The sequence below is a fragment of the Paenibacillus sp. FSL K6-1217 genome, assembly GCF_045040735.1.
Taxonomy (GTDB): domain Bacteria; phylum Bacillota; class Bacilli; order Paenibacillales; family Paenibacillaceae; genus Paenibacillus_AQ.
The window spans coordinates 5410324-5435573 of sequence record NZ_CP150271.1 but is presented as its reverse complement, the minus strand read 5'-3'; the positions used below and the strand labels follow the sequence as shown (position 1 = coordinate 5435573).

Here is a 25250-nt window from a genome sequence, read left to right as displayed (position 1 = left end):
GTGAAGGCAACCTGGATGCGACGTCAGCAGCTGCTGGGCTATCTGTTTATCGGGCCCAATATGATTGGCGTGATGCTGTTTTTTATCATACCGGCTATGTATTCGTTCTATCTCATGTTTACCGACTACAAGTTTATGAGTCCTAATACCAAGTTCGTCGGGCTGGCCAATATCCGGCGGATGCTGGGGGATGAGGTCTTCTATATTGCCATCAAGAACACGCTGCTGTTCCTGGTCTCCGTTCCCATATCGATTGGGCTGGCGTTCCTGGTGGCTGTCATTCTGAACCGTTCCGTGTATCTCAAAAAGCTGTTGCGCGCCTTGTACTTCATGCCCTACATTACCAGCGGTGTAGCCGTGGCGTTCGTCTGGATGCTGCTGTTCCACCCGAATAACGGGCCGATTAACGGCATTCTCCGCTCTATGGGCATCGACAACCCTCCCGGCTGGCTGTCCACGATGGATACGTCCATGTATGCCATTGATATCATCTGGATCTGGTTCATGCTCGGCTATAACATGATTATCTACCTCGCTGCTTTGCAGGAGGTGTCCGGCGAGCTGCTGGAGGCAGCCACTATCGACGGTGCCCGTTCGTGGCAGACGGTCCGCAGCATTCTGTGGCCGCTGGTGAGCCCCACCACTTTTCTGCTGCTGATTACCGGGCTGATCATGTCGATCAAGCAGTTCGGCATCATCCAGGCGATCACGCAGGGCGGACCGGGGAACAGCACCACCGTATTGTCCCTGTTCATCTATCAGAATGCCTTCCGCTATTACGAGATGGGCTATGCGTCAGCGGTCTCCTGGGCCCTGTTCCTGATCATCCTGATCTTCACCGTCATTCAATGGCTGGGCCAGAAACGCTGGGTTCACTACTAAGGAGCTGAGAATATGAATAAAGCCGCCGTTACCAAAAGCATCGCCACCCTGATCATGCTATTCTTCAGCATCGTCATGATTGTGCCCTTCCTCTGGATGATCAGCACCTCCTTCAAAACACCGTCCGAGGTGTTCCGCTATCCGATCCAGTGGATTCCGGACCATTTCAACTGGAGCCATCATATCAAAGTCTGGTCCGGCCAGGGCAGCTTCGTGCCTTACTATCTGAATTCCCTTAAGGTCGCTGTGCTAAGCACCATCGGTGCGGTCTCCCTGTCCGCCTTGGCGGCCTACGGCTTTGCCCGGATTGAATTCAAAGGGCGCAACACGATGTTCCTGGTCTATCTGTCCATGATGATGGTTCCTCCCCAGGTGCTGTTCGTGCCCAAGTTCATCATGTTCGACTGGGCCGGCATCTATAACACCCACTGGGCGCTGATCCTGCCCGGCATGTTCACCATCTTCGGAGTATTCATGATGCGGCAATTCTTCCTCTCCGTGCCCCATGAGATCTCGGAGGCCGCCTTCATCGACGGCGCAGGCCATTTCCGCATCTTCTCGCGGATCATCCTGCCGATGGCCAAGCCCTCGCTGGCGACACTGGCGATTATCGACTTCTCCTGGCACTGGAACGATTACGAGAACGCGCTCGTCTTCCTGATCGACCAGGATCTGTTCACCGTGCCGCTCGGGCTGCAGAACTTCATCCTGGAGAACAATGTCGATTACAACGGCATGATGGCCGCCGCCACCGCCGGGATCATCCCGATGATTCTCGTCTTCCTGCTCGGCCAGAAGTACATTATTGAAGGGGTAGCCAGCTCAGCGGTGAAGGGGTGAAGGTGCGGGGAACTATGAACTAGGCAATCTAGTACAGCATTAGCTTTAAACGTGTGAAAATCACTTTTAACTCTTCGCTTGCTGAAGGGTGCGGTGCCTGATCGTGCCCTATTCAGGTGCAGGGAGAGGCTTAATTGCAGTCTGTACAACTAAATCGCCGGATGTGCCGCCGAATCTCTGTTTAGCTGTATTTCGTGCAACTAAAATGCCTCTATATCTGGATTTCTGCTCATTCGGGCAAATTTAGTTGTACAGAATACAGTTAGTAGGGGAAAGCCTTCGGTTTCAGTGTTTTTAGTTGCACAGAATACACTTAGCTCTGATTATTCGCTGCAAACGCAGCTTCATACCTTACTGCAATGATTGAGCATAAAGTTCGAGCTACTATTAGGTTGATAATGTACCCGTTGCCGAATTCCACTCTTCAATTCAAGTAGCTGATTGTATTTCCTGCAATAGAAAACGCATTGCTGAGCGCTAAATGAGGTTCTATTATTTCATACAGTAGAATATTGTGTTTTGGGTGAAAAGTGGCTTTTGCTCAATATTCCATTGTACGGAATACAATAGATTCTATTTCAAAGCCTTTTTTACAGCATTCCATTGTACAAAATTCAGTTGCTATCGTTCCAACGCCTTCACCGCCACCCATCCGTCAATCAGATACGCGCCGAAGAACCGGGATACGGCCGTGAACCCGGCCTCCTCCAGCAGCTCCTCCATCTCTTCGGCAGGAAGCGGATGGGAGGTTACTCCGAACGATTGCTCGAAGGTCTGCCACTGTTCCTCTGCGATACCGTTACCCAGCATATGCAGCCGCCAGCCCGCCATCTGAAGCTCCCATTCAGGGGAGCCCGGCTCCCCGCAGATGGCGGACAGGCAGAGCGGTGCGCCCGGCCGGAGCCGTGCGGCAATGCTGCGGAGCAGCGCCAGCTTGCTCTCACGCTCTGGCACGAAATGCAGCACCAGCATACAGGTTGCGGCATCATACTGTGTGTTGCTGCTCCAGGCCGTGATCTCCGTATGGTGCAGCTGCACTCTGTCCATCAGACCCGCTGCCGTAAGCCGCTGCTCGGCAGCCCGGAGCATACTCTGCGAGGTGTCCAGGCCGCTGAAGCTCCAGTTCGGGTGGCTCAGGCCCAGCTTCAGAATCTCCTGCCCTCCGCCTGCTCCCACGACTAGCAGCCTTGGCTTCTCCCGCTTGTCCAGCCGCGCTGTCAGCAGCGTATCCATCAAGTCATACTGGAGCTGGTAACCGGGGATTTTGCGGCTGATGTTCTGTACATACTGATCCCCGTCGGCCTGTTGCCATGGGCTGGCTGTATTAAATGTATTAGATGTCCTGCTGTTCATTCCATCCCCTCCGAAAATGATAATCGGTACATGACCACAACAGGTCATGTACCGATTATCAAGGCCGGACGCGGAAACCGCCATCCCATATAGCTGGGATCTATAACACGGGCCGCTCATACCAATACCCCGGAATCCCCCGTTCCAGCCGCATCAGCGCCTCCAGATAATAATAATCACCCCAGATGGTGTAATCATCCGGCGAATCCCCGGCTCTGGCCGAATACGCGCCGTGCTCCAGCAGACCCTCGGCCTGATCGCTGCCATGGGTCGAATAATGCTCCGCCAGCGCTCTCACCGACGCCTCCCCCGCCTCCTGGAAGAAACGGCGCTCCGGGTCGCCAGCCTCCAGCTGCGCCGCAATCTCCAGCAGCCCGCAGGCGGCAATGGCCGAGGCTGAGCTGTCACGCTTCGTTCCAGGTTCAACGGGAGCGTCGAAGTCCCAATACGCGACCCTATCCTCCGGCAGACGGGCCACGAAGTAGCGGCCCAGCCGCTTCGCCGTCTCCAGCATCTCCGCGCTCTTCAGATAACGGCTGACTAAGGCGAAGCCGTATATGCCCCAGGCCTGCCCGCGCGTCCAGGTGGAGCCGTCCCTGTAGCCCTGATGTGTGCCGCCCCGGATGGCGTCCCCGGTCACTGGATCAAAGAAGAAGGTATGATAGCTGGAATCATCCCCGCGCACCAGGAAGCGGCGGGACTTCAGGGCATGCAGCTCAGCCACCCGCCGGTAGTCCTCATTGCCGGTCTGCTCATGCGCCCAGAGCAGCAGCGGCAGGTTGAGCAGACAGTCGATAATGATCCGCCCGCCGTTGACCGCATCACCCTCCCGTCCCCAAGCCTGGATCAGACCGGGCCCTTCGCGCCAGCGCTTCATCAGCATATCAGCCGCCTCCAGCGTAAGCTGCCCGGCACCCTCATCCCGTTCGATGATCCACTGGGCCTTGGAAGACAAAGAGTACATGAAGCCGATATCATGATGATCGAAAATAATCTTCTGGTCCATACGGCGGCGGAAGCTCTGGACAGTCCTTAACGCCTGTTCGCGGTAGACCGGATCTTCACTGTACTCCGAGCAGAGCCAGAGAATGCCGGACCAGAAGCCCGCTGTCCACTCCGTATTGTCATTCAGCGTATAATGCTCATCCCCGGCGCTCACATGGGGGAACCGGTCCCCGAATCTGGAAATATTGCGTTTCGTTACGCGAAGCGCATCCTCAATCGCTTGTTGCCACATGTCAGAATATCCTCCCTGTTATACGTTATCTTGCTGGATCAGCCGGTTGGCCTGTTTATACTGGCCCGGAGTGATCCCTTCATATTTCTTGAACACCCGGATGAAGGAATTGCTGTTCAGGAAGCCCACACGCTCCGAAACCTCCTGCACAGTCAAATCATCCGCCTCAAGAATCCGTTTGGCCTCTCCGATCCGGTACTGGTTGATGTAGTCAATAACATTGGTGCCGGTCTGTTCCTTGAAATACTTCGAGACATACGTAGGATGGAACCGGAAGCGTTCCGAAATATGGGTCAGCCCCAAATTCACATCATTGTAATTCTCATGAATGAACTCCAGGAGCTGCTCCTTCAGCTCGGTATTGTGGGAACGCTTGCGTTCATGCACCATCTGGCAGACTGTCTCCAGAATCTGCAGCAGCTCCGTCTCCATCTCCTCGAAGGTCTCACAGGCGAACAGCTGCCGGATCAGTTCATTGCCCCGGGTCAGCTCCTTCAGGTCATCGGTCTTGAGCTGCTCCGTGGCCTTCAGCATAGTGCCGATCAGCTCGAACATCAGGCAGCGGGCCAGCTCTACGGACAAGGGCTCCCCGGCAAAATTGGTCATCAGAATCTCATTCATCACCTCGGTAGAGCGGGCATAGTTGCCTGTGGCAATATAATTGACCAGCTGACGCTCCAGATCGAGCGGATAATACAGCTCCTCCTTGGGCTGCCGGATACGGCCCTGGTCAATAATCTGGCCGATGCCGAGAATCAGCCGGTATTCCAGCGCCTCCTCCGACTCCCTGAAGCAGGCGGAGATGTCCGCCAGAGAGGTGTGGACACTGCTGACGCCAACCGAGAAATAGATCAGGAAGCGGGACTGGATGAAGTGCTGCGCTTCCCCGGTGGCCCGGATCAATTCGGGAATGGCTTCCGCTGTTGATTCCCGGAGATTGACCAGCAGCGCGATCCGTCCATCCATCTCCGCGGAATAGACAGGACCGGCCGGGCCCAGCAGCTCCTCCAGCACATTGGTCAGAATCAGATGGACGAACTGCCGCTTCCCTTCCTTGTCCTCCAGCGTCCGCGTGCGGAACAGGCCCTCATAATTCTCTATGTGTACCAGCAGTACCGCAAAGGAATCGCTCACCAAAGAGAGGCCCAGGCGCTCCATCTCGCCGGCAAGCTCTTCTCCCGGCTGTACGCGCCCCTTCAGCAGCCTCGCCAGGAAGCTGCTGCGCACCATCGTCTGCTGCTCCTTCAGCCGCGTGGCGAACTGGTCCTGCTCCTCCCAGGCCCGGGTCAGCACGGTCTGCAGGATGCCGAACTCATCATCCGGCTGCTCCAGCTTCCCCTTGACCTTGTCGGAGATAATATCCATAATGCGGCCGAGCGGCCGGTAATTCCGGCGGGTGAACCACCAGGCGGCGACCCCGCCCAGCAGCAGGACCGCAGCCACACCGGCGAAGGTGATGCTGCGGATCACCATCAGCTTCTTGGCATAGATCCGGGTCGGAACGATGGAGACATACTGCCACTCCTCAGCATTGGAGGAAATCTGTGACACCGTCACCGACTCCCCGTTCCAGTCCGCCGTACCTGTCCGTCTTCCGCTGTCCTTATTCTGCTGCAGATAGCGGTGTATCGTGTAAGGGGTTTCAACGGTACCTGTGGAGAAAAGTGTACGCCCGTCGCGGTCCAGTATGAATACAATACTCTCCGGCTCCAGCCGCACATTATTGATCGCCTGCTGGAACCGTTCCGGGTCCAGCGTAACCACAAACGTAGCCGGACTGCTCTGCGACACCTGAACCGGAAAAGGCTGAAGGTAGACCAGCGTCTCCTCGGTACGGCGGTCCTCGCTGAGGACCTTCATTTTGCGGAAGGCACTCTGCTCCGACTCCTGCATCAGCCGGGTCCACTCCGCTTCGCTTACCCCGGTCCCCTCATAATAAATCTCATACAGCAGCTTCTTGGACACCAGCGAAGAGGAGGACAGCGCCACATCCGAGGACTTCACATAGATGTACAGCTCGCGGATGAGCCCGTTCCCGATCCGGATCGACTTGAGGTTCTTGATCAGCTCCAGCCCCATCAGCCGCCATCTGGCATCCTGCTCGGACGCGTGGTTGATGAAGCTGCTGAGCTGGGAGTCGGCCATGAGCTGGCTGCTGATGCTGCTGATATCCCGGATCTGGCTGTCGATGGTCTCCTGAACCTGGGACAGCAATACCATGTTGGAGCGGTTCACCTCTTCCTTCAGCAGATTGCGGGATTCCGCAAACACAGCCGCCCCGATGGCGACGGGGATGAGCAGGATGACCAGATAAGAGAGGCTCCAGGACAGCAGGATGCTTTTCTTTTTCATGGCGCTCCTCCTCCTTGTTCATGATGTGGGTACCTTACAGGTACGGATCTGGTCTATTCCTTGATTGCGCCGATCATGACGCCCTTCACGAAATACTTCTGCAGAAAAGGATAAATAAACAGAATCGGCAGCGTAGCCACCATCACCGTTGCGTACTTCACACTCTCTCCGATCGCTTCCTTGTCGCCCATGGCGGCCGAGGTGGTCATCGAATCCGTACTGTTCTGGATCAGAATCTCCCGCAGGACCAATTGAAGCGGATACAAATCACGGTCGCGGATATACAGAATGGCGCTGAACCAGGAGTTCCAGTGGCCTACCCCGTAGAACAGAATCATGACCGCAATAACCGGCATGGATAAAGGGACCACGATCCGCCACAGAATGCGCATCTCCCCCGCACCGTCGATTCTGGCCGATTCCAGCAGACTCTCGGAAATTCCCTGGAAGGCGGTACGCATAATGATCAGATTATAACTGCTGACCAGCCCCGGTACAATCAGCGCCAGCAGGTTATTGCCAAGATGGAGCGTATTGTTAATCAACAGGTAGGTCGGAATAATGCCGCCGTTGAAGAACATGGTGAATACAATGCCCAGCATGATCGGATTGCGCAGCATGAAGCTTTTGCGGGACAGGGTATACGCCCCCAGGATGGTGAACAGCAGATTGAGCGCCGTGCCCAGCACCACGATCACCAGCGTATTGCGGTAGCCGGAGAGAATGCTCGGATTACTGAGCACCAGCTTGTAGCTATCCAGATTGAACCCGTCCGGGAGCAGCAGCAGTCCGCTGTGGGCCATCAGCCGATTGGAGTCGCTTAATGAGGCATTCAGCACATGCCACAACGGATACAAGGTGATGATGATGAGCAGGACCATGAGCAGCACATTGAGACTGTCAAACAGTTTTTCGCCTATCGTTCGTTGAATGGTCATGAGAATCCCCCGCTTAGAACAGCTTATTGTCGGATACGGCCTTGGAGAGCCGGTTGGCGCCGATGAGCAGAATGAAATTGACCAGCGACTGGAACAGACCGACCGCCGTCGTATAGCTGAACTCTGCACTTTCACTGATCCCTTTGCGGTAGACGAAGGTGGAGATGACGTCCGCTGTATCGTAGACATTCGGATTATAGAGCAGAATCACCTTCTCGAAGCCGATCTCCATCAGCCCGCCTACGCGCAGAATCAGCAGAATGACAATCATCGGGATAATCCCCGGCAGTGTAATATGCCATACCCGGCGTATCCGGCTGGCCCCGTCCACCTTCGACGCATCGTAGAGCTCGGGATTAATGCCGCTGAGCGCAGCCAGATAAATAATGGTCGAGAATCCAAGCTCCTGCCAGATGGAGGAGGCCGTATAGATCGTGCGGAAATTCCCCGGCTCACTCAGCAGCGCGCTGCTCTCCCCGCCGAAGAACGTAATGATCGAATTGAACAGTCCGTCACGGGAGGAGAAGTCGACCACCATCCCGCAAATGACCACAAGGGAGATAAAGTGAGGGATATAAGAGACCGTCTGCACCGTACGCTTGAACATCTCATGCCTCAGCTCATTGAGCAGCAGTGCGAGCAGGATCGGGGCCGGGAAGCCGAACAGCAGCTGGTAGAAGCTGAGAATCAGTGTGTTTTTGAGCACCCTCCAGAAATAATAGCTCTGAAAAAAATCGCGGAAATGCTGCACGCCCACCCACTCACTGCCCCAGATCCCCTTGCCGACGGTATACTCCTTGAACGCGATGACCGCCCCGTACATCGGCAGATACTTAAAGACCAGAAAGTATAACACCACCGGGAGCGCCATCCAATAGATCACTTTATTCCGTTTGTAATTCAGCCATACCAGAGATAACTTATGGGTCACAAGTCTCCCTCCTTTCTTCTGCAGGACAGGCCTGCAGGGGCAAAATGCTCCATCTGCCGCTCCGCAGGTGACCTTCATCCTGAGTTATCTTGCGTTGTAACGGTCTACCGCCGCCTGCTGGATTTCAATCGCCCGCTTCACATTGAACTTGTTGATCTGAGCCGTAAACTTATCGAAGTTCTCCAGCGGTTCAGCACCGATGACGAACTTGATGAACATTTCATCGCGGTAGGTGGTGATGTCACTCATGATTTTGCTGTACTCGCTGGTTTCCTCAGTAGTCAGGCTGACCGGGGGAAGACCCACCTTGAGCGTGTTGTCGCTGTATTTGGAAAAGAGCGTTACCGCATCCTTCTGCTGCTGGAACTGGTAATACTGCTCGTTGTACCGGTCGTCATCCTCCCCGACAAACGGATAATTGGCAATGAAATGCTTCGCCATCGCCTGAACCACCGACAACCCGTCCGGATTCTTCAGAATCTCATCCGTGTAGGTCGGATACCCGTCCTTCATCGTATAGGTCACCCCTTCTACGCCGAAGTTCTTCAGCATATGGCCTTCTTCACTGAAGAAATAATCCAGCGCCTTCACGGTCTCCTCCGGGTGCTTGTTGCTCTTGGTGATCGTTGCGCCGGCACCGCTCCACTCCCAGGAACGGCCGGTGAACATCGGCTCCTCTCCCTTGTTCACTACGGGGAACTGGACGGCCGTAAGGTTAGCCTGCGGCTCCTTCTCCTGAAGCGCGGGCAGATAACGCCCGATGCCGCCGCCGATGTAGGTGAAGAAGGCACCGGCCTGGCCGCTCAGAATCTTGGCATCAAAGGTCTTCTGATCATTGGTGGCGAAGTCGGGATCGATCAGCCCCTCCTGATACCAGCGGTGGAAGGTGGTCAGGAACTCCTTGAATTCCGGCTCCACCGGCCCGAACACCACCTTGCCGTCCTTGAGGAAGATCGTATTCGTGATTCCGTAAGCCTCCAGGAAATTCGCGGCCGCCGGGCCCATCGTCGTCAGCTTGGGCGGAGCACCGTACAGGAGCGGGGCGGTGACGCCCTTTTTCTCCTTGAAGGCCTTCAGCACCGTCTCCCACTCCGCAATCGTCTCCGGCTGCGGCAGCTTCAACTCATCCAGCCAGTCCTGGCGGATGAACATGCCGCCGAAGGTCTTGTACTTACCCAACCGCAGATGCGGGATGGCATAGATGTCTCCGTTATCCGCTCTCAACTGCTTCGCCACCTCGGGATTCTCGTCCAGAATCTTTTTCAGGTTAGGCGCATACTGGTCTATCAGATCATTCAGCTTAATGATGCTGCCGTCCGTGTACAGCTTGGAGTAATCACCATAGACGAACATCACATCCGGCAGCTTATTGGACGCCAGCATCACGTTGAACTGCTCCGTCTCCGCCCCAACCGCCGGATGCTGAAATTCCGTCTTAATGTTGGTTCGCTTCTCCCACTCCTGAATCGCCGTGATCTCACTCATATTCTTCAGCGTGATCGAGACATTCGTATTCAGCGACGCCCAGATGGAGATCGGCGTCGGCCCATTCGCCGCCGCTCCTTCCGCGTTCTTATTCCCTTCTGCGCCGCCCGAGCAGCCTGCCAGTCCGCCTATGGCCAGCAGGAGGCTGGCACTCAGCAGCATCCGTCTTCTCCACGATCTCTTCATCCTTCTCATCTCCCCCATGTGTTCGTAATCGATATGCAGCTGCCAGAGGTGAACCTTATTCTGCATTCTGCGTTAGCCGCCCCGTAAGGCCGCTGCCCTCCCGCTCATCTAACTTACCGTTTCCGCCCCCGCCCTGGCTATCTCCCATTCTTGCCGCGATATCGATATCTTGCTTATGGCCTGTCCATCACAGGAATTGCATATGGATGTTGAGAAATTGGGATTGAATCTGTCAAAAGATTACGTTTGGGGATGAGCCGTGACTCCAGAGAAGTTTTGGACTTCCGGCCGCTCCCGCTCCTCCAGTTCCAAAATTCCCCTCCGCCACTTTTCCCTTAACTTTTCAGTTAATTAACTTAACCCAGTCGGCCAGCCCCGCCAGAGGAGCCCCATGTACCGCCCGTTTCCGGCGGATTCTAGTGCAATAATGCTCCACATTCGCTCCCATTGGGCTATATCCGGCCCACGCCCTTCGCGCCAGCACATTGTAATCGGTTTTTCGATTACATTTTGGCCTACAAGCCGCTCCCAGTCCCATTGTAATCGGTTTTTCGATTACATTTGGACCACGCGCCGCCCGGTCCCATTGTAATCGGTTTTTCGATTACATTTTGGCCACGCACCTTCACCGACACGAAAAAAAGACACCGGTTAGGTGTCTTCGTCGCCAATCTATGGAATTCGCCTGGTCTAGTGAAGCTTGCCCTACCCGCCGCTCAGGCACGCGACAGCACCGACAGTACCGTCTCCAGCACCACATTCACACCCATCTCACAATCCTCATACGAGGTGAGCTCTTCCTCACAATGACTCTTACCATTCACACTTGGGACAAAAATCATCGCCGACGGCAGGAATCCGGCCACGAACTGGGCATCATGCCCCGCCCCGCTCGCCAGCTTCCGGCTGCTGTAACCAAGCTTCTGCGCAGCCTGCTCCACCAGCGCACAGACGCCCGGATCGAACCATACCGTGTCGCGGCCCCACAGCTTCGTGCTCGACACGCTGCATTCCAGCAGCTCCTCCGCCAGGCCGCGAATGACCGCCTCAACTTCACGAACCACATCCATGTCCTTATGTCTCGCTTCCACGGTGAAGATCACCTTGTTCGGAATGACCGTATGAATATTCGGCAGCACATTCATCCGCCCCATCGTATAGACCAGCTCAGGGTCCAGCACAGCCAGCTTCCGGCGCAGCTCCGCAATAATATCCGTAGCGGCAAACAGTGCATCCTTCCGCATATCCATCGGCGTCGTCCCGGCATGATCCGATTCGCCCGTCACTTCAATCTCATAGCAGGCCATACCCACGACACAGTCAACCAATCCGATCTTAACGTTCTCCTTCTCCAGTACGGGACCCTGCTCAATATGCAGCTCCAGATAGGCCGCCGCTTCCCTGATCCGGTTCTCCGCATCGCCCGCGTACCCGCTGGCCCGGAGCGCCTCCCCGAAGGTGATCCCCTCCGGGTCCTTCTTCTCCAGCATCTCTGCCTTGCTGAACTTGCCCGATAAGACGCCGGAGGCCATCATCGACGGCTCGAAGCGCGCACCCTCCTCATTGGTGAAGTTCATCACCGTGACAGGCAGGCGCGGTTTAATCCCGTGATCCACCAGGGTTCTTACCACCTCAAGGCCGGCAATTACCCCAAGCACACCGTCGAATCTGCCACCCTTCTTGACGGTATCCAGATGCGAGCCGATTACGATCGGCGGGCCCTCTTCGCTGCCGGCCAGGGTGGCATACATATTGCCCATATCATCCACCTTCACGGTCATGCCCAGCTCTTCGCAGCAGGCGGTGAAGTATCCGCGCACCCGCACATCCTGCTCCGACAGCGACAGCCGGGTCACTCCGTTATGCTCTGTCCGCCCGAAATCCGCAAAGGCCTCAATCGTCTCCTTCAGCCGTACACCGTTCACGAATATTTGCTTCAGCTGCATGGACTGTTCCTCCGTTTCCGCTAATCCTGGAATATATGCTATCCTTATATGTTAACGAATTCCACCTGTTTGTCATTTGACATAATGTAAAAATTATAGACTGGCGAATTTCCGTTATTTGCTGGCACCTGCGGGGAAGTCTGATAGAATATGAGACGTCAGGATTACATATTGCAGGACGAGAGGGGTAACAGTATGAACACCATTTTGCGTAACAGTACAGCGGAAGCTGTAATCAGTTCACTCGGAGCAGAGCTGGTCAACTTCAAAAGAACGGATACCGGGACCGAATATATGTGGAGCGGGGATGCCGCTTACTGGACAGGCCGTTCGCCGGTGCTGTTCCCGATTATCGGCGCAGCTATGGGCGGCGAGATCAAGGTGGACGGGCAGGCCTACAAGCTTGCCAATCACGGCTTCGCCAGACGCAGTGAATTCACGCTGGTGGAGGCGAGCGAGACGCAGGCGGTCTACCGGCTATCGCACAGTGAGAGCACTCTGGCGAGTTATCCTTACCCGTTCCATCTGTTCCTCACCTATACCCTGAGCGGCAGTACGCTTGAGATTAGCTACCGTGTGGAGAACCCAGGCGGACAAGAGATCTTCTTCCAGCTTGGTACTCATCCGGCGTTCAATTGCCCGATTGGCGGAGAGGGCAGCTTCACCGACTATTACCTTGAATTCGGACAGCCGGAGCGCCTGGAGCGCTTGTTCCTGAACAAGACCGGCCAGATCATCCAGGGTACCAGCGAAACTCTGCTCGAAGACGGAAACCTGCTGCCATTGAATCATGAGATGTTCGCGCACGACGCCCTTGTCTTCCGCAATGTCCGCTCGCAGTCTGTGGCCCTGAAGAGCAAACAGTCTGACCGGAGCGTAACGGTCGCCTTCACGGGCTTCCCCGATCTCGGCATCTGGCAGCCGAAGAACGCGCCGTTTCTGTGCATAGAGCCCTGGCATGGCGTCGCGGACAGCGAAGGCTTCAGCGGCGAAATACACGACAAGCAGGGCGTAATCTCCCTGCCGCCGGAGGGCCGGTTTACAAGCTCGCTGACGATTACATTTAACTGAAAACCCCGTAATCGATCCACAGAAATCGTTTTTAAAAGAATGAAGAATGCATCCCGCTTAAACAGCGGAGCGAACGGAACGACCCGTGTAAAAACGGCAGCGGTCGCCTTTGTGTCCGGATTTTCACCGCTAAGGTAAAATCCGGACACAACAGCGATTGTAACAACGGTCCGTTTGCGGAGCGTCCACCCATGTGCTCATGTTAATCCTACTTAAAAGTTGCGGGCTATCCCTTTTGGGACAGCCTCTTTTTGCTGCTGCGGAGTACCGTGATTCCTGATTACATACGCCTTACACACCGCTTTAAATGAAGCGCTTTCGCCGTGTTTCCGGCATTTCTGCATACGATAAGTACACTTTAGTAGTATATACAACCTTTTGACCCGGATAGTAAGATTATCACAAATATAGTGACGCGTAGACCCGAATCAGAACCGGGAAAGGAAGTGACTGCTCGAGTGAAGCCAGAGATAAGTATTATTGTGCCTATCTACAACGTGGAACTGTACCTGAGGAAGTGTGTGGATTCGATATTGGCGCAGACCTTCCGCAATTTTGAATTGATTCTGGTCAATGACGGATCACCCGATAAGTGCGGCGAGATTTGCGAGTATTACAAGGAGCTGGACCCGCGTGTCGTCGTCATTCATAAGCAGAACGGCGGATTATCCGATGCCCGCAACTATGGAATTGATGTGGCAGAGGGCCGGTATATCGGGTTCGTCGACAGCGATGATTGGATTGAACCGGACATGTATGAAGCCCTGTACGGACTCATCACCGCCCACAACGCAGATATCGCTGTATGCGGTCATTGCGAGGTGCAGGATGATGTCAAGCTGGAAAAGTCCTTCACGCACCAGGTGCGTGTATACGATAATGCGCATGCCATCGACAAGCTGCTGGAGGATACCGAGATCCAGAACCTTGCCTGGGATAAGCTGTACAAGGCCGAGCTGTTCAGCCAGGTGAGATACCCGGTCGGCCGGTATTTCGAGGATATTTTCACCACCTATAAATTATTCCTCCAGGCGAACAAGACCGTCTCGCTGGATTCCCCCAAATATCTGTATCTGAAGCGAAGCGACAGCATCACCGGAGCGATGAACAACCGGAAATATTACGACCGCTATTGCGCGGCGCTGGAGATCTACGAGACGATTCAGGATAAAAACTATCCGATTGCCAAAGAAATCTCGTTATCCCGGACGGTAACGGAAGGCATTGAGCTGTGCAACTTCCAGCTGATTACCGGCGAGACTGCAGTTAACAAGGAATATCTCGCCGAGCTGGGCGGGTTCCTGAGCAAGCATACCTCCGCGATCCTGCGCAACCGTATTATCCGCCGGGAGATGAAGACCGCAGCCCTGCTGATTATGACCAGCTCCACGGTATACAAAATGCTGTATTATTCCAAACTCCGTTTGAAGGGAAGTAATATGATATGAGCCAAGCCCTTGAGAAGATCCTGCCGCTGTCTTTCCGCAATTATGTAAGCAACATTCCCGTCTATCAATACTATAAGGGCTATCTGAGCTACCGGAACCAATATAAGGGCAAATCCAAGGCCATCTATGTGGTCGGCTCCCCTGAGCATGACAATCTCGGCGATCACGCCATCACTTATGCGCAGATGAATTTTTTGCGACAAGCTTTTCCCGATTATACGCTCATAGAGATTGTAGCCAACCGGCTGATGCATAACATGAAGTGCCTGGAGGAATTCTGTTCGCCGGAGGATATCTTCGTGCTTCAGGGCGGAGGCAACTTCGGCATTGAGTATTTCCGCGAGGAAGAGGTACGCCGCAAGATTATCTCCGAATTCCCTAATAACAAAATCATCGTCTTCCCGCAGACCATCTACTTCGGAGATACCGAGCTTGGGCGCGCGGAGTTCAAGAAGACACAGGACCTCTACGGCTCCCACAAAGACCTTACGCTGGTTGCCAGAGAGGCAACGTCGTATGAAATTATGAAAGCAGGTTTCAGAAACAACGCTGTGCTGTTAACGCCGGACATTGTAATGTCCCTGGACATCACCGATCCTCCCAAGGAGCGCCACGGAGCCCTTCTCTGCATTAGAGCAGACAAGGAGAGCATCTTCAGCGAGCAGGACAAGAAGGTCATTCAGGAGTACACCTCCAAGCACTACAGCACAACTACATTCACCGACACCTGCATCCTCCGTCCTGTCTCCCTGGAAGACCGGGATCACGAGCTGAACACCCTATGGAATCAGTTCAAGGAAGCGGAGGTTGTGATTACGGACCGGCTGCACGGGATGATTTTTGCGGCGATTACGTCCACGCCTTGTATTGCGCTGGGGAATTACAACTACAAGGTTGTAGGCAGCTACGAATGGATTAAGCATCTGGGTTATGTGAAATTCACGAACGATGTGAAGCAAATCCCGGCATTGCTGGAAGAACTGAAGACGATCCAGCGTCCCCGGTACAATAATGAGTTCTCGGCCCAGCATTACAGCCAGATCATTGCATCCATGGCAAGCAGCAGCACAGAAGCACCTGCTTCGTCTATCGTTACCGCTTAAGATAAGCCCAAGACACTCTCTGTAGTGAGGAAGCGATCCCACCCTTGAAAACGAATATAAAACTTGCTGCAATCATAACCTATGCTTCGGTATTTCTAGGCGTAATCATCTCCCTGGGCTCGACCCCCTTCATTGTGTCAACCCTGGGGAAATCCGAATATGGACTCTTCTCGCTGGTGAACTCCATCATCGCCTATATCGTCCTGCTGGATCTGGGCTTCGGCAGCGCGGTGATCCGCTTCAATGCGAAATACATCTCCGAGAACGACCCGTCGGGCCAGCGCAATATCAACGGAATGTTCCTGCTGCTATTCTCTGCGATCGGACTCATCTCCTTACTGGCCAGCGTGGTTCTGGTGTTTAATTTCGATGCGATCTTCGGCAGCCTCGATGCAGCTGAGCTGGGCATTCTGAAGACCATATTCATCATTGCCGCCATCAATGTGGCTGTCTCGTTCCCGCTGAATATCTTCAGCTCGATTATTACGGCCTATGAGCGGTTCGTCTATCTCAAAATCATCAATCTGATCCGCGTAGTCCTGTCCCCAGCCATGATGGTGCTGGTCCTGCTGTTCGACTTCAGATCGACAGGAATGGTCACTGTTGCGCTTGTGCTGAACCTGGCGATTGGCGTGATTAATGTGGTCTTTTGCCGGACCAAGCTGAACTTGAAGGTCAGATTCCACGGCTTCGATACCAAGCTGTTCAAAGAGATCTTCAGCTACTCCTCGTACATCCTGCTGTCGTCGATCGCCTTCCAGATCTATACGAATGCCGATCCGCTGATCATCGGGATGTTCCTGGGGGCTACGCCCATCGCCGTCTTCGCCATCGCTGCCCAGCTCAACACGTATATTCTCAACTTCTCCAATGTGCTGGCCAGCTTCTATCTGCCGAAGCTTACCAAGATGATCGTCAAGGGTGCAGATCAGGCGGCCTTAATGCTGGAGCTGGTCAAAATAGGAAGAATCCAGGCGCTGATCGTAGGCTACATCGTCTCGGGATTCGTATTATTCGGACAGAGCTTCATTCTGATCTGGCTCGGCCCGGATTACAAATATGCATACACGGTTGCGCTGATCATCATCATTCCCCAGATCACTTCCATTGTGCAGTCGCTGTTCGCCACCATGCTGGAAGCGATGAATATGCACAGGGTGAAGGCCTTCATCTATTTCTCTGTCGCTATTCTGAAGGTAGCCTTAACCTTCTGGTTCATCCGGATCTGGGGGATCACAGGCTGCGCCATCGCTACGGCTATCGGGATGATCATCAATGTATGCCTGAATAATGTGTACTACAAATATAAATTGAAGTTCGATATTCTTCACTTCTGGCTGCAGATCATCCGGGTGTTCCTTCCGGTGGTGGTGCTGGCCGGTCTGTGCGGGTTCCTGCTTAGCTTCGTGAGCATTACTTCTTACGTGTATCTGGGCATGTATGTCATCCTGTACTCCCTGATCTATGTGCTAACCATGTGGCTGTTCGGGCTGAACGGCGCAGAGAAGCAGATGGTGGCCGGGCCGGTGAGAAAAATGGCTTTGCGGAGTCAGGCGTAGTCTGCATCCTCCAAGAAGAAGGATAAGGAATTTTTATTGCGCGATGCATATAAATTCTTATCTTTGAGCCCAGGCGCTGCGTTTCGGTGTTCCTGCTTCCAACCTGTACCACAATCAGCAAACAGCCTCTGCGGGCTTCCGCAGAGGCTTGTTTCTTATCTATCAGAGTCAGAGCTGCTTCAGCCGCTCATCCAGCAGCCGGAACGCTTCCCTCAGAGCCGGCCCCGAGACGCCGCCATAGACATCGCCGATGTTCAGCTCGTAGTAACAGGAGTTCTCGCCGATTGGCTTAAGCCGTGGTGTCAGGCCAATACCGGTCTCGTTATAGATCCCCATCAATACCGGGGCAAGCTGCTCCCGGGACAGCGCGAAATGGATGTGGAACATGTTCGAGACCGGAACCTCCGGCAGCGTGGATACCTTATGGCAGCTGTTGAACAAGGCCGCCAGCTCCTTGGCCTGCTCATAGTATTCTGACATCCTGCCGATTCTCTGCTTGTAATAATACCGGGCCGGTACAATATAGGGATAGAGACTGATCAGGTCGCCTCCGTGGCGGCGCTTCCAGATCTTCGACTCCTCTGTGAAGTCCCGGCTTCCGGCCAGGACAGCCCCGGCAATGCCGCCGATCCCCTTGTAGAAGGAGATGTATACACTGTCGAACAGCCCGCAGACCTCTGCGGCGGTTTTACCGTAGTATGGCAGTACCTCGAACAGTCTAGCCCCATCCAGGTGGAGCCTGATCCCCTGCTCCCGGCAATATGCCGATATGGCTTCCAGCTCGGTATATGCCGGCAGCTGGCCGCCGATCTCCCGCTGCGGCAGCTCCAGCAGCAGACAGGCGATGCCCGGTCCCATATTCTTCACATCGTCCAGGGTAATCAGTCTGTCTCTGCCTCCCAGCAGCAGCGGCTCCAGATGATGCAGCTCCTTCAGCCCGTCCTGCTCATGAATCTCCAGATGGCACAGCGGATGATACGCCACGCGTCTGCTTCCCTCGCGGTCACTCCAGATCCGCAGGGCAATCTGCTGGGCCATCGTGCCGCTGGGGAAGAACACGCTGCATTCTTTGCCCAGCACCTCCGCCATCTCCGCCTGGAACTCCTCGATGACTGCGCCCGTACCGTACATGTCCGCAGCGAGGGTATCCTCCACTTCGGCCAGTGCTTCTTGGAGTACTGCTATGTCACGTGCGCCATGGCCTGCAAGCCGGACTTCTGTCCTGTCAAATGCCTCCATTAATGCAATCTGCTCATCCATTCTGTTATCCCGTCTCCCTTCTCCGTATCATCCGATCTGTACGAATCCTTGAAATTATATCATTCCTCTACAAAATAACCGAATGTTTAGAATGTTCACATGATATTCCTCTCGATCAAGGTGAAATAAGTTGAACGCTGTGCTACAATATTGGAATTGCAAAGGCAATCGCTTAGGGAGGTTTATAATTACACCATGCTCATTATTGGTATCGCCGGCGGGACCGGTTCCGGCAAGACAACGGTAGCTCGCTCCGTGATTGACCGTCTTGGCTCTGACAAAGTAACATTCATATCCCAGGATAACTACTATAAAGACCATTCTTACCTCAGCATGGCTGAACGCGGGGCGATTAACTACGACCACCCGCTGGCCTTTGACACGGAACTGCTGATTGAGCATCTGGATTGTCTCAAAGCGGGACAAGCCGCCTTCGCTCCCGTGTATGACTTCACGGTTCATGCCCGCTCCACCGAGAAGACCGTGGAGCTTGCCCCGAATAATATCGTCATTCTGGAAGGACTGCATGTATTGTCCGACGAGAAGCTGCGCGAGCAGCTGAACATCAAGGTGTTCGTGGACACCGATCCCGATGTGCGTATCCTGCGCCGGGTGCTGCGGGACATCGAAGAACGCGGACGGACCATCCGTTCGATCCACACGCAATACCTGACTACGGTGAAGCCGATGCATGAGGCCTTCATCGAGCCCTCCAAGAAGTACGCGGATCTGATCATCCCGGAAGGCGGACAGAATCAGGTAGGAATCGAGCTGCTGTCCGTGCTGACCGAGAAGTATCTGTCCGGCGATCATCAGTGGCATTAAGCCGCACCGGCTGATATGGCAAGTGGAAACGGCTGTACCGTCCTTTTAAGGGACGGTACCGTTTCAGCGAGAAATAGAAGGATAAGTTATCGTGTGAAACATATAATTTCTTATATTTGTACAAGAGCCGTCCGGCCTGCCGGACGGTTTTTTGCCGTTCAGGAAATGATATGGATGCGGAAAACCGATTACATTGGGCGGCGCGTGGGCTGACGGGTGAGCTGTTCCTGAAATCGCGCCAATAAAGTAAGGTTACCTTACACAATACTCCTTACCATACGAAAAATGTCTTTGTTTTTAGCATTATCATCCATGTTTTTGTTATATTTATTGACTGGTAGCGCTTTATTCCCAAAATAAAGGGTTGATTATTTCCGTTTCATCCACTATGATTAGGGAAACAGACAGCATTAAAGTTAAAGCGGTTTAACTTGTGATTTATCTTTTCTACTCATTATGGCATAATTCGATTTTTATTTATCACTAAAGTTAAAGCGCTTATACTTTAAACAAGGAAAGGCTGGTGTGTTCGTGATTAAGAGTGAGAGCCGGCGGCAGACGTTCTACATGTATCTGTTCATTTCCCCCTGGCTGGTCGGCTTCCTGATCTTCGCCCTGTACCCGATCTTGTCTTCGCTGTACTACAGCTTCACCGACTATGACATCATTCATCCGCCCCAATTCATCGGTCTCGCCAACTACACGGAGATGTTCCACAATGAGCTGTTCTGGCGTTCCGTGACAGTCACCCTGCGATACACCTTCATCAGTGTGCCCGTACAGCTGCTGCTTGGTCTGGGGTTCGCTCTGCTGCTTCATCAGACCCTCCCTTGGCGTGGCTTCTTCCGGACTGCGATGTATTTCCCGAGCATGGTCTCCGGCGTTGCGATGTCGCTCCTATGGTACTGGATCTTCAATCCGCAGATTGGCCTCTTCAATTATATGCTCTCCTGGTTCGGCATTCACGGCCCGGCCTGGCTGATGAATCCCGATACGGCGCTGTATGCGCTAATCATCATGTCCTTCTGGACAGCAGGTTCGGGCATGATTCTCTTCCTCGCCGGTCTGCAGGGCGTCCCGGCCAGCCTGATCGAAGCCGCCAATCTGGACGGGGCAGGGCGCTTCCGCATTTTCCTGAATATTACACTGCCGATGATCTCGCCAGTCCTGCTGTTCCAGCTGATTATGGGGCTGATCGACTCCTTCCAGGTCTTCACACAAGCCTTCGTTATGACGCAGGGCGGTCCCAACTACTCTACCTGGTTCTACGTCTACAATCTGTATACAAGTGCCTTCAAGGAATACCGTGCCGGATATTCCTCCGCGCTTGCCTGGGTCCTGCTGATTGTCGTCATGCTGTTCACGGCGGTCATTATGAGGCTCTCGCGCCGTTATGTCCATTATGAAGGAGGCAGCCGCCGATGAGCACCGTTAAGGCCACCCGCCCGCTTGAATCGCCTTCCCGGCTGCGCCGGAGAATCAAGCCTGTTAAGATCGCCAGCTTTGTCACACTGATCATTACCACCTTCCTTATGCTGCTGCCGCTGTTCTTCATGGTCTCCACCTCGCTGAAGTCGAAACGGGAAATGCTGAAGTTCCCGCCGACTTTTCTGCCGGAGAGCTGGGCCTGGAGCAATTATACCGATATTTTTGAGACGCTTCAGTTCGGCACACTGTACAAAAACAGCCTGATCATCGCCGGGTTCTCCGTATTCGGCACCCTGCTCTCTTCGGCTCTGGTCGCTTACGGGTTCGCCAGATACCGGGGACGCGGCAACAACTTCTGGTTCATCCTGCTGCTGAGCACGATGATGCTGCCTTATCCGGCGATCATGATTCCGCAGTTCGTCCTGTTCTCCAAAATGCAGTGGATCGACACCTTCCTGCCGCTGATCGTTCCCGCCTTCTTCGGCTCGGCGTATAACATCTTCCTGCTGCGGCAGTTCTTCTCCACGCTGCCAGAGGAACTGTTCGATGCCGGACGGATGGACGGCTGCGGCGAGCTGCGGATGTGGCGGACCATCGCCTTGCCGCTGTCTGCACCGGCGCTGGCAACCGTGGCAATCTTTGCTTTTATCTACAGCTGGAATGATCTGTTAACCCCTGTGCTCTACTTAAGCTCGTCGGACAAATTCACGCTTCCCGTCGGCATGGCCTCGCTCACCTCATCGCGCTTCCGCATTCCGCCGTGGCATCTGCTGATGGTCGCTTCGGTCCTGGCGATGGTCCCGATTGTTACCCTGTTCGCCATCGCCCAGAAGCAGTTCGTCGAGGGCATCGTACTGACGGGCATCAAGTAATCGCGGGTTATAACACTTGAAATCATGGAGGGATTGGACAATGAACCATATCATGAAAAGCAAGAGGTATGCGCTGCTGCTGGCAACAGCCCTGACCACAATGACAGTCCTGGCGGGCTGCGGAGGCGGTAAGTCGGCAGGCAACGTGGCAGCAGGTGACAGTGGAGCCGGGAATACCGGCAGCTCAGGGAAGCAAGTGACGATATCCCACTATACGATTGATTCCGAGGACCGGACCTTTATCGAGAAGCTGATCCCCGATTTCGAGAAGGAGCATCCGAACATCAAGGTCAAGGTGGAGAAGGCCCCTTATGAGCAGTTCGACAGCAAGCTGCAGACGCTGATTGCCGGCGGTAATTCCCCGGATGTGACGAGCCACTACGGATACGGCGGTTTTGCCGAATACTACAACAAGGGTATGCTGCTGGATCTGACGGACCTGATTAAGGAAGACGGCTTCAAGGCTGAGGACTACCATATCCCTGAGAATCTGATGAAAATCTATACCGTAAACGGTCATACCTACGGCATACCGGTCAATATGTACGTCACCCTGATGCTCTACAACAAGGATATGTTCGATGCCGCAGGCGTGTCCTATCCGCCAAGCGATTACGAGGATAAGAACTGGACGTTTGACCGTATGGTGGAGGATGCCAAGAAGATGACGCTCATCTCGGACGATATTGCCAAAACACAATACGGCGTCGACTTCACCTGGGCGGAGCGTGATATGCGGCCGCTGTACTTCGGAGCAGAGCCTTACTCTGAAGATACCTGGACCAACGGCGGTGTTCCTTCCGAGACGCATTTCGACTCCCCCGAGGTGATTGCCGCTTACCAGAAGCTGTTCGACCTTGTGTTCAAGGATAAGGTGTCCCCGACCTCCGAGTGGAGCAAAAGTGTGGCCGGACAGAACGGCGACCCGTTCGTCGCTGGCAAGATCGGCATGTCGATCGGCGGCTCCTGGAACCTCGCCGGGGCCAATGACTTCCCGTTTAAGGTCGGCGTAGCCGCCGTGCCATGGGGAGGCAATGACAAGGTGCGCAGCACGCTGTACGTCGATCCGCTGCTGATTCTGAAGGATTCGAAGCATCCGAAAGAAGCTTTTGAATGGATCAAATACCTGATGACCACCGAAGTCCAGGAGAAGTCCATCGAGCTGAGCGGCGGCAATCCGCCAGTCAATACGGAAGCGGCTGAGGTGTATTACAAGCATTTTGACGGCATTGATCCGGGTGATGTGAAGAAAGTCTACGAGGGTGCGGTCAAATACGGCTATGAATCCTATAACCATCTGATCACCCACTACTCGCAGATCAACGACATGTTCATCAATGAGCTGCAGCCGGTCGAGACCGGTCACAAGTCGCTGGAAGAGGTTATGCCGGTGATCCAGAAGAAGGTTATGGAGATCATCAAGAGATAAGGCGGCCCGGCAACGATATACGTTTAGCGGAACTCCGGTGCGACCTGTATACTGGATAATAGAACATAGCACCGGAAAATCCGCCGCAAGGAGCGTTTGAGATGAAAGTGAGTATTTTTGATGTTGCCAAAAAATCAGGGCTGTCCGTGGTCACCGTATCGCGGGTATTAAACGGTGCCGGGACTGTGCGGGAGAAGAACCGCCAGAAGGTGCTGGACGCCATCAAGGAGCTGGATTACCGACCCAATGCAGCGGCACGCAGTCTGGCCAGCGGCAAGACCGGGATCATCGGCCTGATTGTCACGACACTCCAGGACTCCTTCTTCGATGCTGTGGTCAAGGAGCTGAATGAGACGCTGGCCCTGCACGGGTATTATCTGGCCATCTCCGTGTCGGATGGCATCGGCTCCGGCGAGAGCCACTACCTGATTCAGGAGGACAGAATGGACGGACTCATCCTGCTCTCCCCGCTGGAAGAGGACAATTATATTGTCGAGCTGAAGCGGCGGGGCATTCCCTATGTGCTGATCGACAATCAGCTGCCGGAGAATGACACCTACTCGATCACCATCGACAACTTCAAGGGCGGATATGCCGCTGCCCGCCATCTGCTGGAGCTGGGGCATACCTCCATCGCCCATCTCTGCGGGCAGGAGATGTTCCGCAGTACGCGGGAGAGGCGCGCGGGCTTCCTGCAGGCGCTGGAGGAGCAGGGCCTCGCCCCGTTCGAGATCGTTCCCGGCGAATTCGAGATCGCCATGGGCTATAACACGGCGCAGCGCTGGCTCGCGGCGGGCAAGCTGCCAGGGGCGGTATTCGCCGGAGATGACAATATCGCCCTCGGGGTCATTAACGCCCTGATGGAGGCGGGCGTAAAGGTACCCGGGGAGGTTGCCGTCGTCGGCTACGACGACCACTATATCGCCTCCCAGCTCCGCCCGCACCTGACCACCCTGCGCCAGCCGGCGGACAAGATCGGAATCGCCGCCGCCGACATGCTGCTGCGCCGGATCAGCGGGGAGATGAAGCGCGGCTCCAATATCCGGATCGACCCGGAGCTGATCGTGCGGGAATCCACGAAGACAAAACTCTAGGAGTGACAAACTTTGGCTTATTACATGGGAATCGACGGGGGCGGCAGCAAAACCTACGCCCTCCTATGCGATGAACAAGGCCGCATCCTTGGCAAGGGCAGGAGCGGCAACGGCAATCACCAGACCAGCGTGACGCAGGCGGCAGCAAGTATCCGTGAAGCAGCCTTCAGTGCGCTGGCCGAAGCCAGGCTCCGGCTGGATCAGGTCCGCCAGGCCTATCTCGGACTGGCCGGAGCGGACCGCCAGACCGATTATACTATTCTGCATCCGATGATCCGCCGCATCGGATTCACGAAGTACACGATCAGCGGTGATACGATGATCGGCCTGCGGGCCGGAACAGACCGCCCCTACGGGGTGGCCCTGATCTGCGGCACCGGCACCAATGCGGCGGGCTTGAGTCCGCAGGGCCGCCACTTCCAGTGCGGCGGCTTCGACTATATGTACGGCGATTTCGGCGGCGGCGGCGCGCTGAACATCGAGGTATTCCGCACCGTTATTCGCGCCTGGGACGGCCGGGAGCAGCCCACACTGCTGACGGAGCCGCTCCTTAGGCTGCTCGGCTATGAGCGGGTGGAAGACATGTACAATGACTTCCTGGATCACGGGAAGCAGGTGCCGCTGGATGCGGCCCGCCTGCTCTTCCTGGCAGCGGCGGAGGGCGACGCCGCCGCGCTGGCGATCCTGAACCGCCAGGGCGTGGAGCTAGGCAAGGCGGCCGCTGCTGTGATTCATCGGCTCGGCATGGAGAACGATGAGTTCGATGTGGTCCTGGCCGGAAGCCTGCTGACCCGGGGCGACCGCGGCTGGATTCGCGGCCCGGTCGAGCAGGCAGTGCGCGAAGCGGCACCAAGGGCGGCGGTGGTCACACTGTCCACCGAGCCTGTGGTCGGCGCGGTCTGGTCGGCGCTGGAGAGTGACGGGATCACCGTCAACCAGGAGATGTATGAGACGATGCGTGCTTACAAGGAATTTGAGCTTATTCCAACGATCATCACCAGACAGGAGTGA

The 25250-nt window shown here is 54.9% G+C and carries 20 protein-coding genes; 12 read left to right on the top strand and 8 right to left on the bottom strand.

The genetic code is table 11. From position 1 onward, the window contains the following. Together MHH28_RS24075 and MHH28_RS24070 are read left to right on the top strand one after the other, a co-directional pair. Positions 1-882, top strand: coding sequence for a carbohydrate ABC transporter permease (locus tag MHH28_RS24075; RefSeq protein ID WP_405106206.1), 882 nt, complete (start codon positions 1-3; stop codon positions 880-882). A gap of 12 nt (positions 883-894) precedes the next feature. Continuing rightward, positions 895-1722 (top strand): carbohydrate ABC transporter permease, encoded by an 828-nt coding sequence (locus MHH28_RS24070; protein ID WP_405106204.1) that lies wholly within the window; start codon positions 895-897, stop codon positions 1720-1722. 621 nt (positions 1723-2343) lie between these two features. On the opposite strand, the gene MHH28_RS24065 is transcribed toward MHH28_RS24070, so the two are convergent. The 7 genes from MHH28_RS24065 to MHH28_RS24035 all read right to left on the bottom strand — a co-directional run bounded on the left by MHH28_RS24065 (position 2344) and on the right by MHH28_RS24035 (position 12150). Further along, entirely contained in the window at positions 2344-3075 is a 732-nt protein-coding gene (locus MHH28_RS24065; protein ID WP_405106202.1) for a class I SAM-dependent methyltransferase, read from the bottom strand. A gap of 100 nt (positions 3076-3175) precedes the next feature. Beyond that, on the bottom strand, positions 3176-4312 hold the full coding sequence (locus MHH28_RS24060) for a glycoside hydrolase family 88 protein (protein WP_405106200.1): 1137 nt from the start codon (positions 4310-4312) through the stop codon (positions 3176-3178). A gap of 18 nt (positions 4313-4330) precedes the next feature. Next, positions 4331-6664: a helix-turn-helix domain-containing protein gene (locus MHH28_RS24055; protein ID WP_405106198.1), complete on the bottom strand. Its 2334-nt coding sequence runs from the start codon at positions 6662-6664 to the stop codon at positions 4331-4333. Between the two features lie 53 nt (positions 6665-6717). Beyond that, complete coding sequence (locus MHH28_RS24050; RefSeq protein ID WP_405106196.1) at positions 6718-7602, bottom strand: carbohydrate ABC transporter permease; 885 nt, start codon at positions 7600-7602, stop codon at positions 6718-6720. A 13-nt stretch (positions 7603-7615) separates the two neighbouring features. Then, a complete protein-coding gene (locus MHH28_RS24045; protein WP_405117228.1) occupies positions 7616-8473 on the bottom strand; it encodes an ABC transporter permease in 858 nt (285 codons plus the stop codon). A 144-nt stretch (positions 8474-8617) separates the two neighbouring features. After that, positions 8618-10204: an extracellular solute-binding protein gene (locus MHH28_RS24040; RefSeq protein WP_405106194.1), complete on the bottom strand. Its 1587-nt coding sequence runs from the start codon at positions 10202-10204 to the stop codon at positions 8618-8620. A gap of 716 nt (positions 10205-10920) precedes the next feature. Continuing rightward, complete coding sequence (locus tag MHH28_RS24035) at positions 10921-12150, bottom strand: Zn-dependent hydrolase (protein WP_405106192.1); 1230 nt, start codon at positions 12148-12150, stop codon at positions 10921-10923. 195 nt (positions 12151-12345) lie between these two features. On the opposite strand from MHH28_RS24035, the gene MHH28_RS24030 reads away from it, so the two are divergent. From MHH28_RS24030 to MHH28_RS24015, 4 genes are all read left to right on the top strand, one after another. Beyond that, positions 12346-13221 (top strand): aldose 1-epimerase family protein, encoded by an 876-nt coding sequence (locus MHH28_RS24030; protein ID WP_405106190.1) that lies wholly within the window; start codon positions 12346-12348, stop codon positions 13219-13221. Between the two features lie 458 nt (positions 13222-13679). Then, positions 13680-14669, top strand: coding sequence for a glycosyltransferase family 2 protein (locus tag MHH28_RS24025; RefSeq protein ID WP_405106188.1), 990 nt, complete (start codon positions 13680-13682; stop codon positions 14667-14669). Further along, positions 14666-15772 (top strand): polysaccharide pyruvyl transferase family protein, encoded by a 1107-nt coding sequence (locus MHH28_RS24020; RefSeq protein ID WP_405106186.1) that lies wholly within the window; start codon positions 14666-14668, stop codon positions 15770-15772. Before MHH28_RS24025 ends, MHH28_RS24020 begins: the two co-directional genes overlap by 4 nt. Positions 15773-15816: 44 nt before the next feature. Next, positions 15817-17331 carry an oligosaccharide flippase family protein gene (locus MHH28_RS24015; RefSeq protein ID WP_405106184.1) on the top strand — a complete coding sequence of 505 codons (1515 nt, stop codon included), beginning with the start codon at positions 15817-15819 and terminating at the stop codon, positions 17329-17331. Positions 17332-17499: 168 nt separating this feature from the next. Here MHH28_RS24015 and MHH28_RS24010 read toward each other — a convergent pair whose 3' ends face one another. Continuing rightward, on the bottom strand, positions 17500-18591 hold the full coding sequence (locus MHH28_RS24010; RefSeq protein WP_405106182.1) for a threonine aldolase family protein: 1092 nt from the start codon (positions 18589-18591) through the stop codon (positions 17500-17502). 195 nt (positions 18592-18786) lie between these two features. Between MHH28_RS24010 and udk the strand changes: the two genes are divergently transcribed. The 6 genes from udk to MHH28_RS23980 all read left to right on the top strand — a co-directional run bounded on the left by udk (position 18787) and on the right by MHH28_RS23980 (position 25250). Then, positions 18787-19416 carry a uridine kinase gene (gene udk, locus MHH28_RS24005; RefSeq protein WP_341183025.1) on the top strand — a complete coding sequence of 210 codons (630 nt, stop codon included), beginning with the start codon at positions 18787-18789 and terminating at the stop codon, positions 19414-19416. 531 nt (positions 19417-19947) lie between these two features. Continuing rightward, positions 19948-20841, top strand: coding sequence for a carbohydrate ABC transporter permease (locus MHH28_RS24000; protein WP_405106179.1), 894 nt, complete (start codon positions 19948-19950; stop codon positions 20839-20841). Beyond that, on the top strand, positions 20838-21716 hold the full coding sequence (locus tag MHH28_RS23995; RefSeq protein WP_340995350.1) for a carbohydrate ABC transporter permease: 879 nt from the start codon (positions 20838-20840) through the stop codon (positions 21714-21716). Before MHH28_RS24000 ends, MHH28_RS23995 begins: the two co-directional genes overlap by 4 nt. Positions 21717-21756: 40 nt before the next feature. After that, a complete protein-coding gene (locus tag MHH28_RS23990; RefSeq protein ID WP_405106177.1) occupies positions 21757-23145 on the top strand; it encodes an ABC transporter substrate-binding protein in 1389 nt (462 codons plus the stop codon). A gap of 101 nt (positions 23146-23246) precedes the next feature. Continuing rightward, positions 23247-24239, top strand: coding sequence for a LacI family DNA-binding transcriptional regulator (locus MHH28_RS23985; RefSeq protein WP_405106175.1), 993 nt, complete (start codon positions 23247-23249; stop codon positions 24237-24239). Between the two features lie 12 nt (positions 24240-24251). Further along, complete coding sequence (locus MHH28_RS23980; RefSeq protein WP_405106173.1) at positions 24252-25250, top strand: N-acetylglucosamine kinase; 999 nt, start codon at positions 24252-24254, stop codon at positions 25248-25250.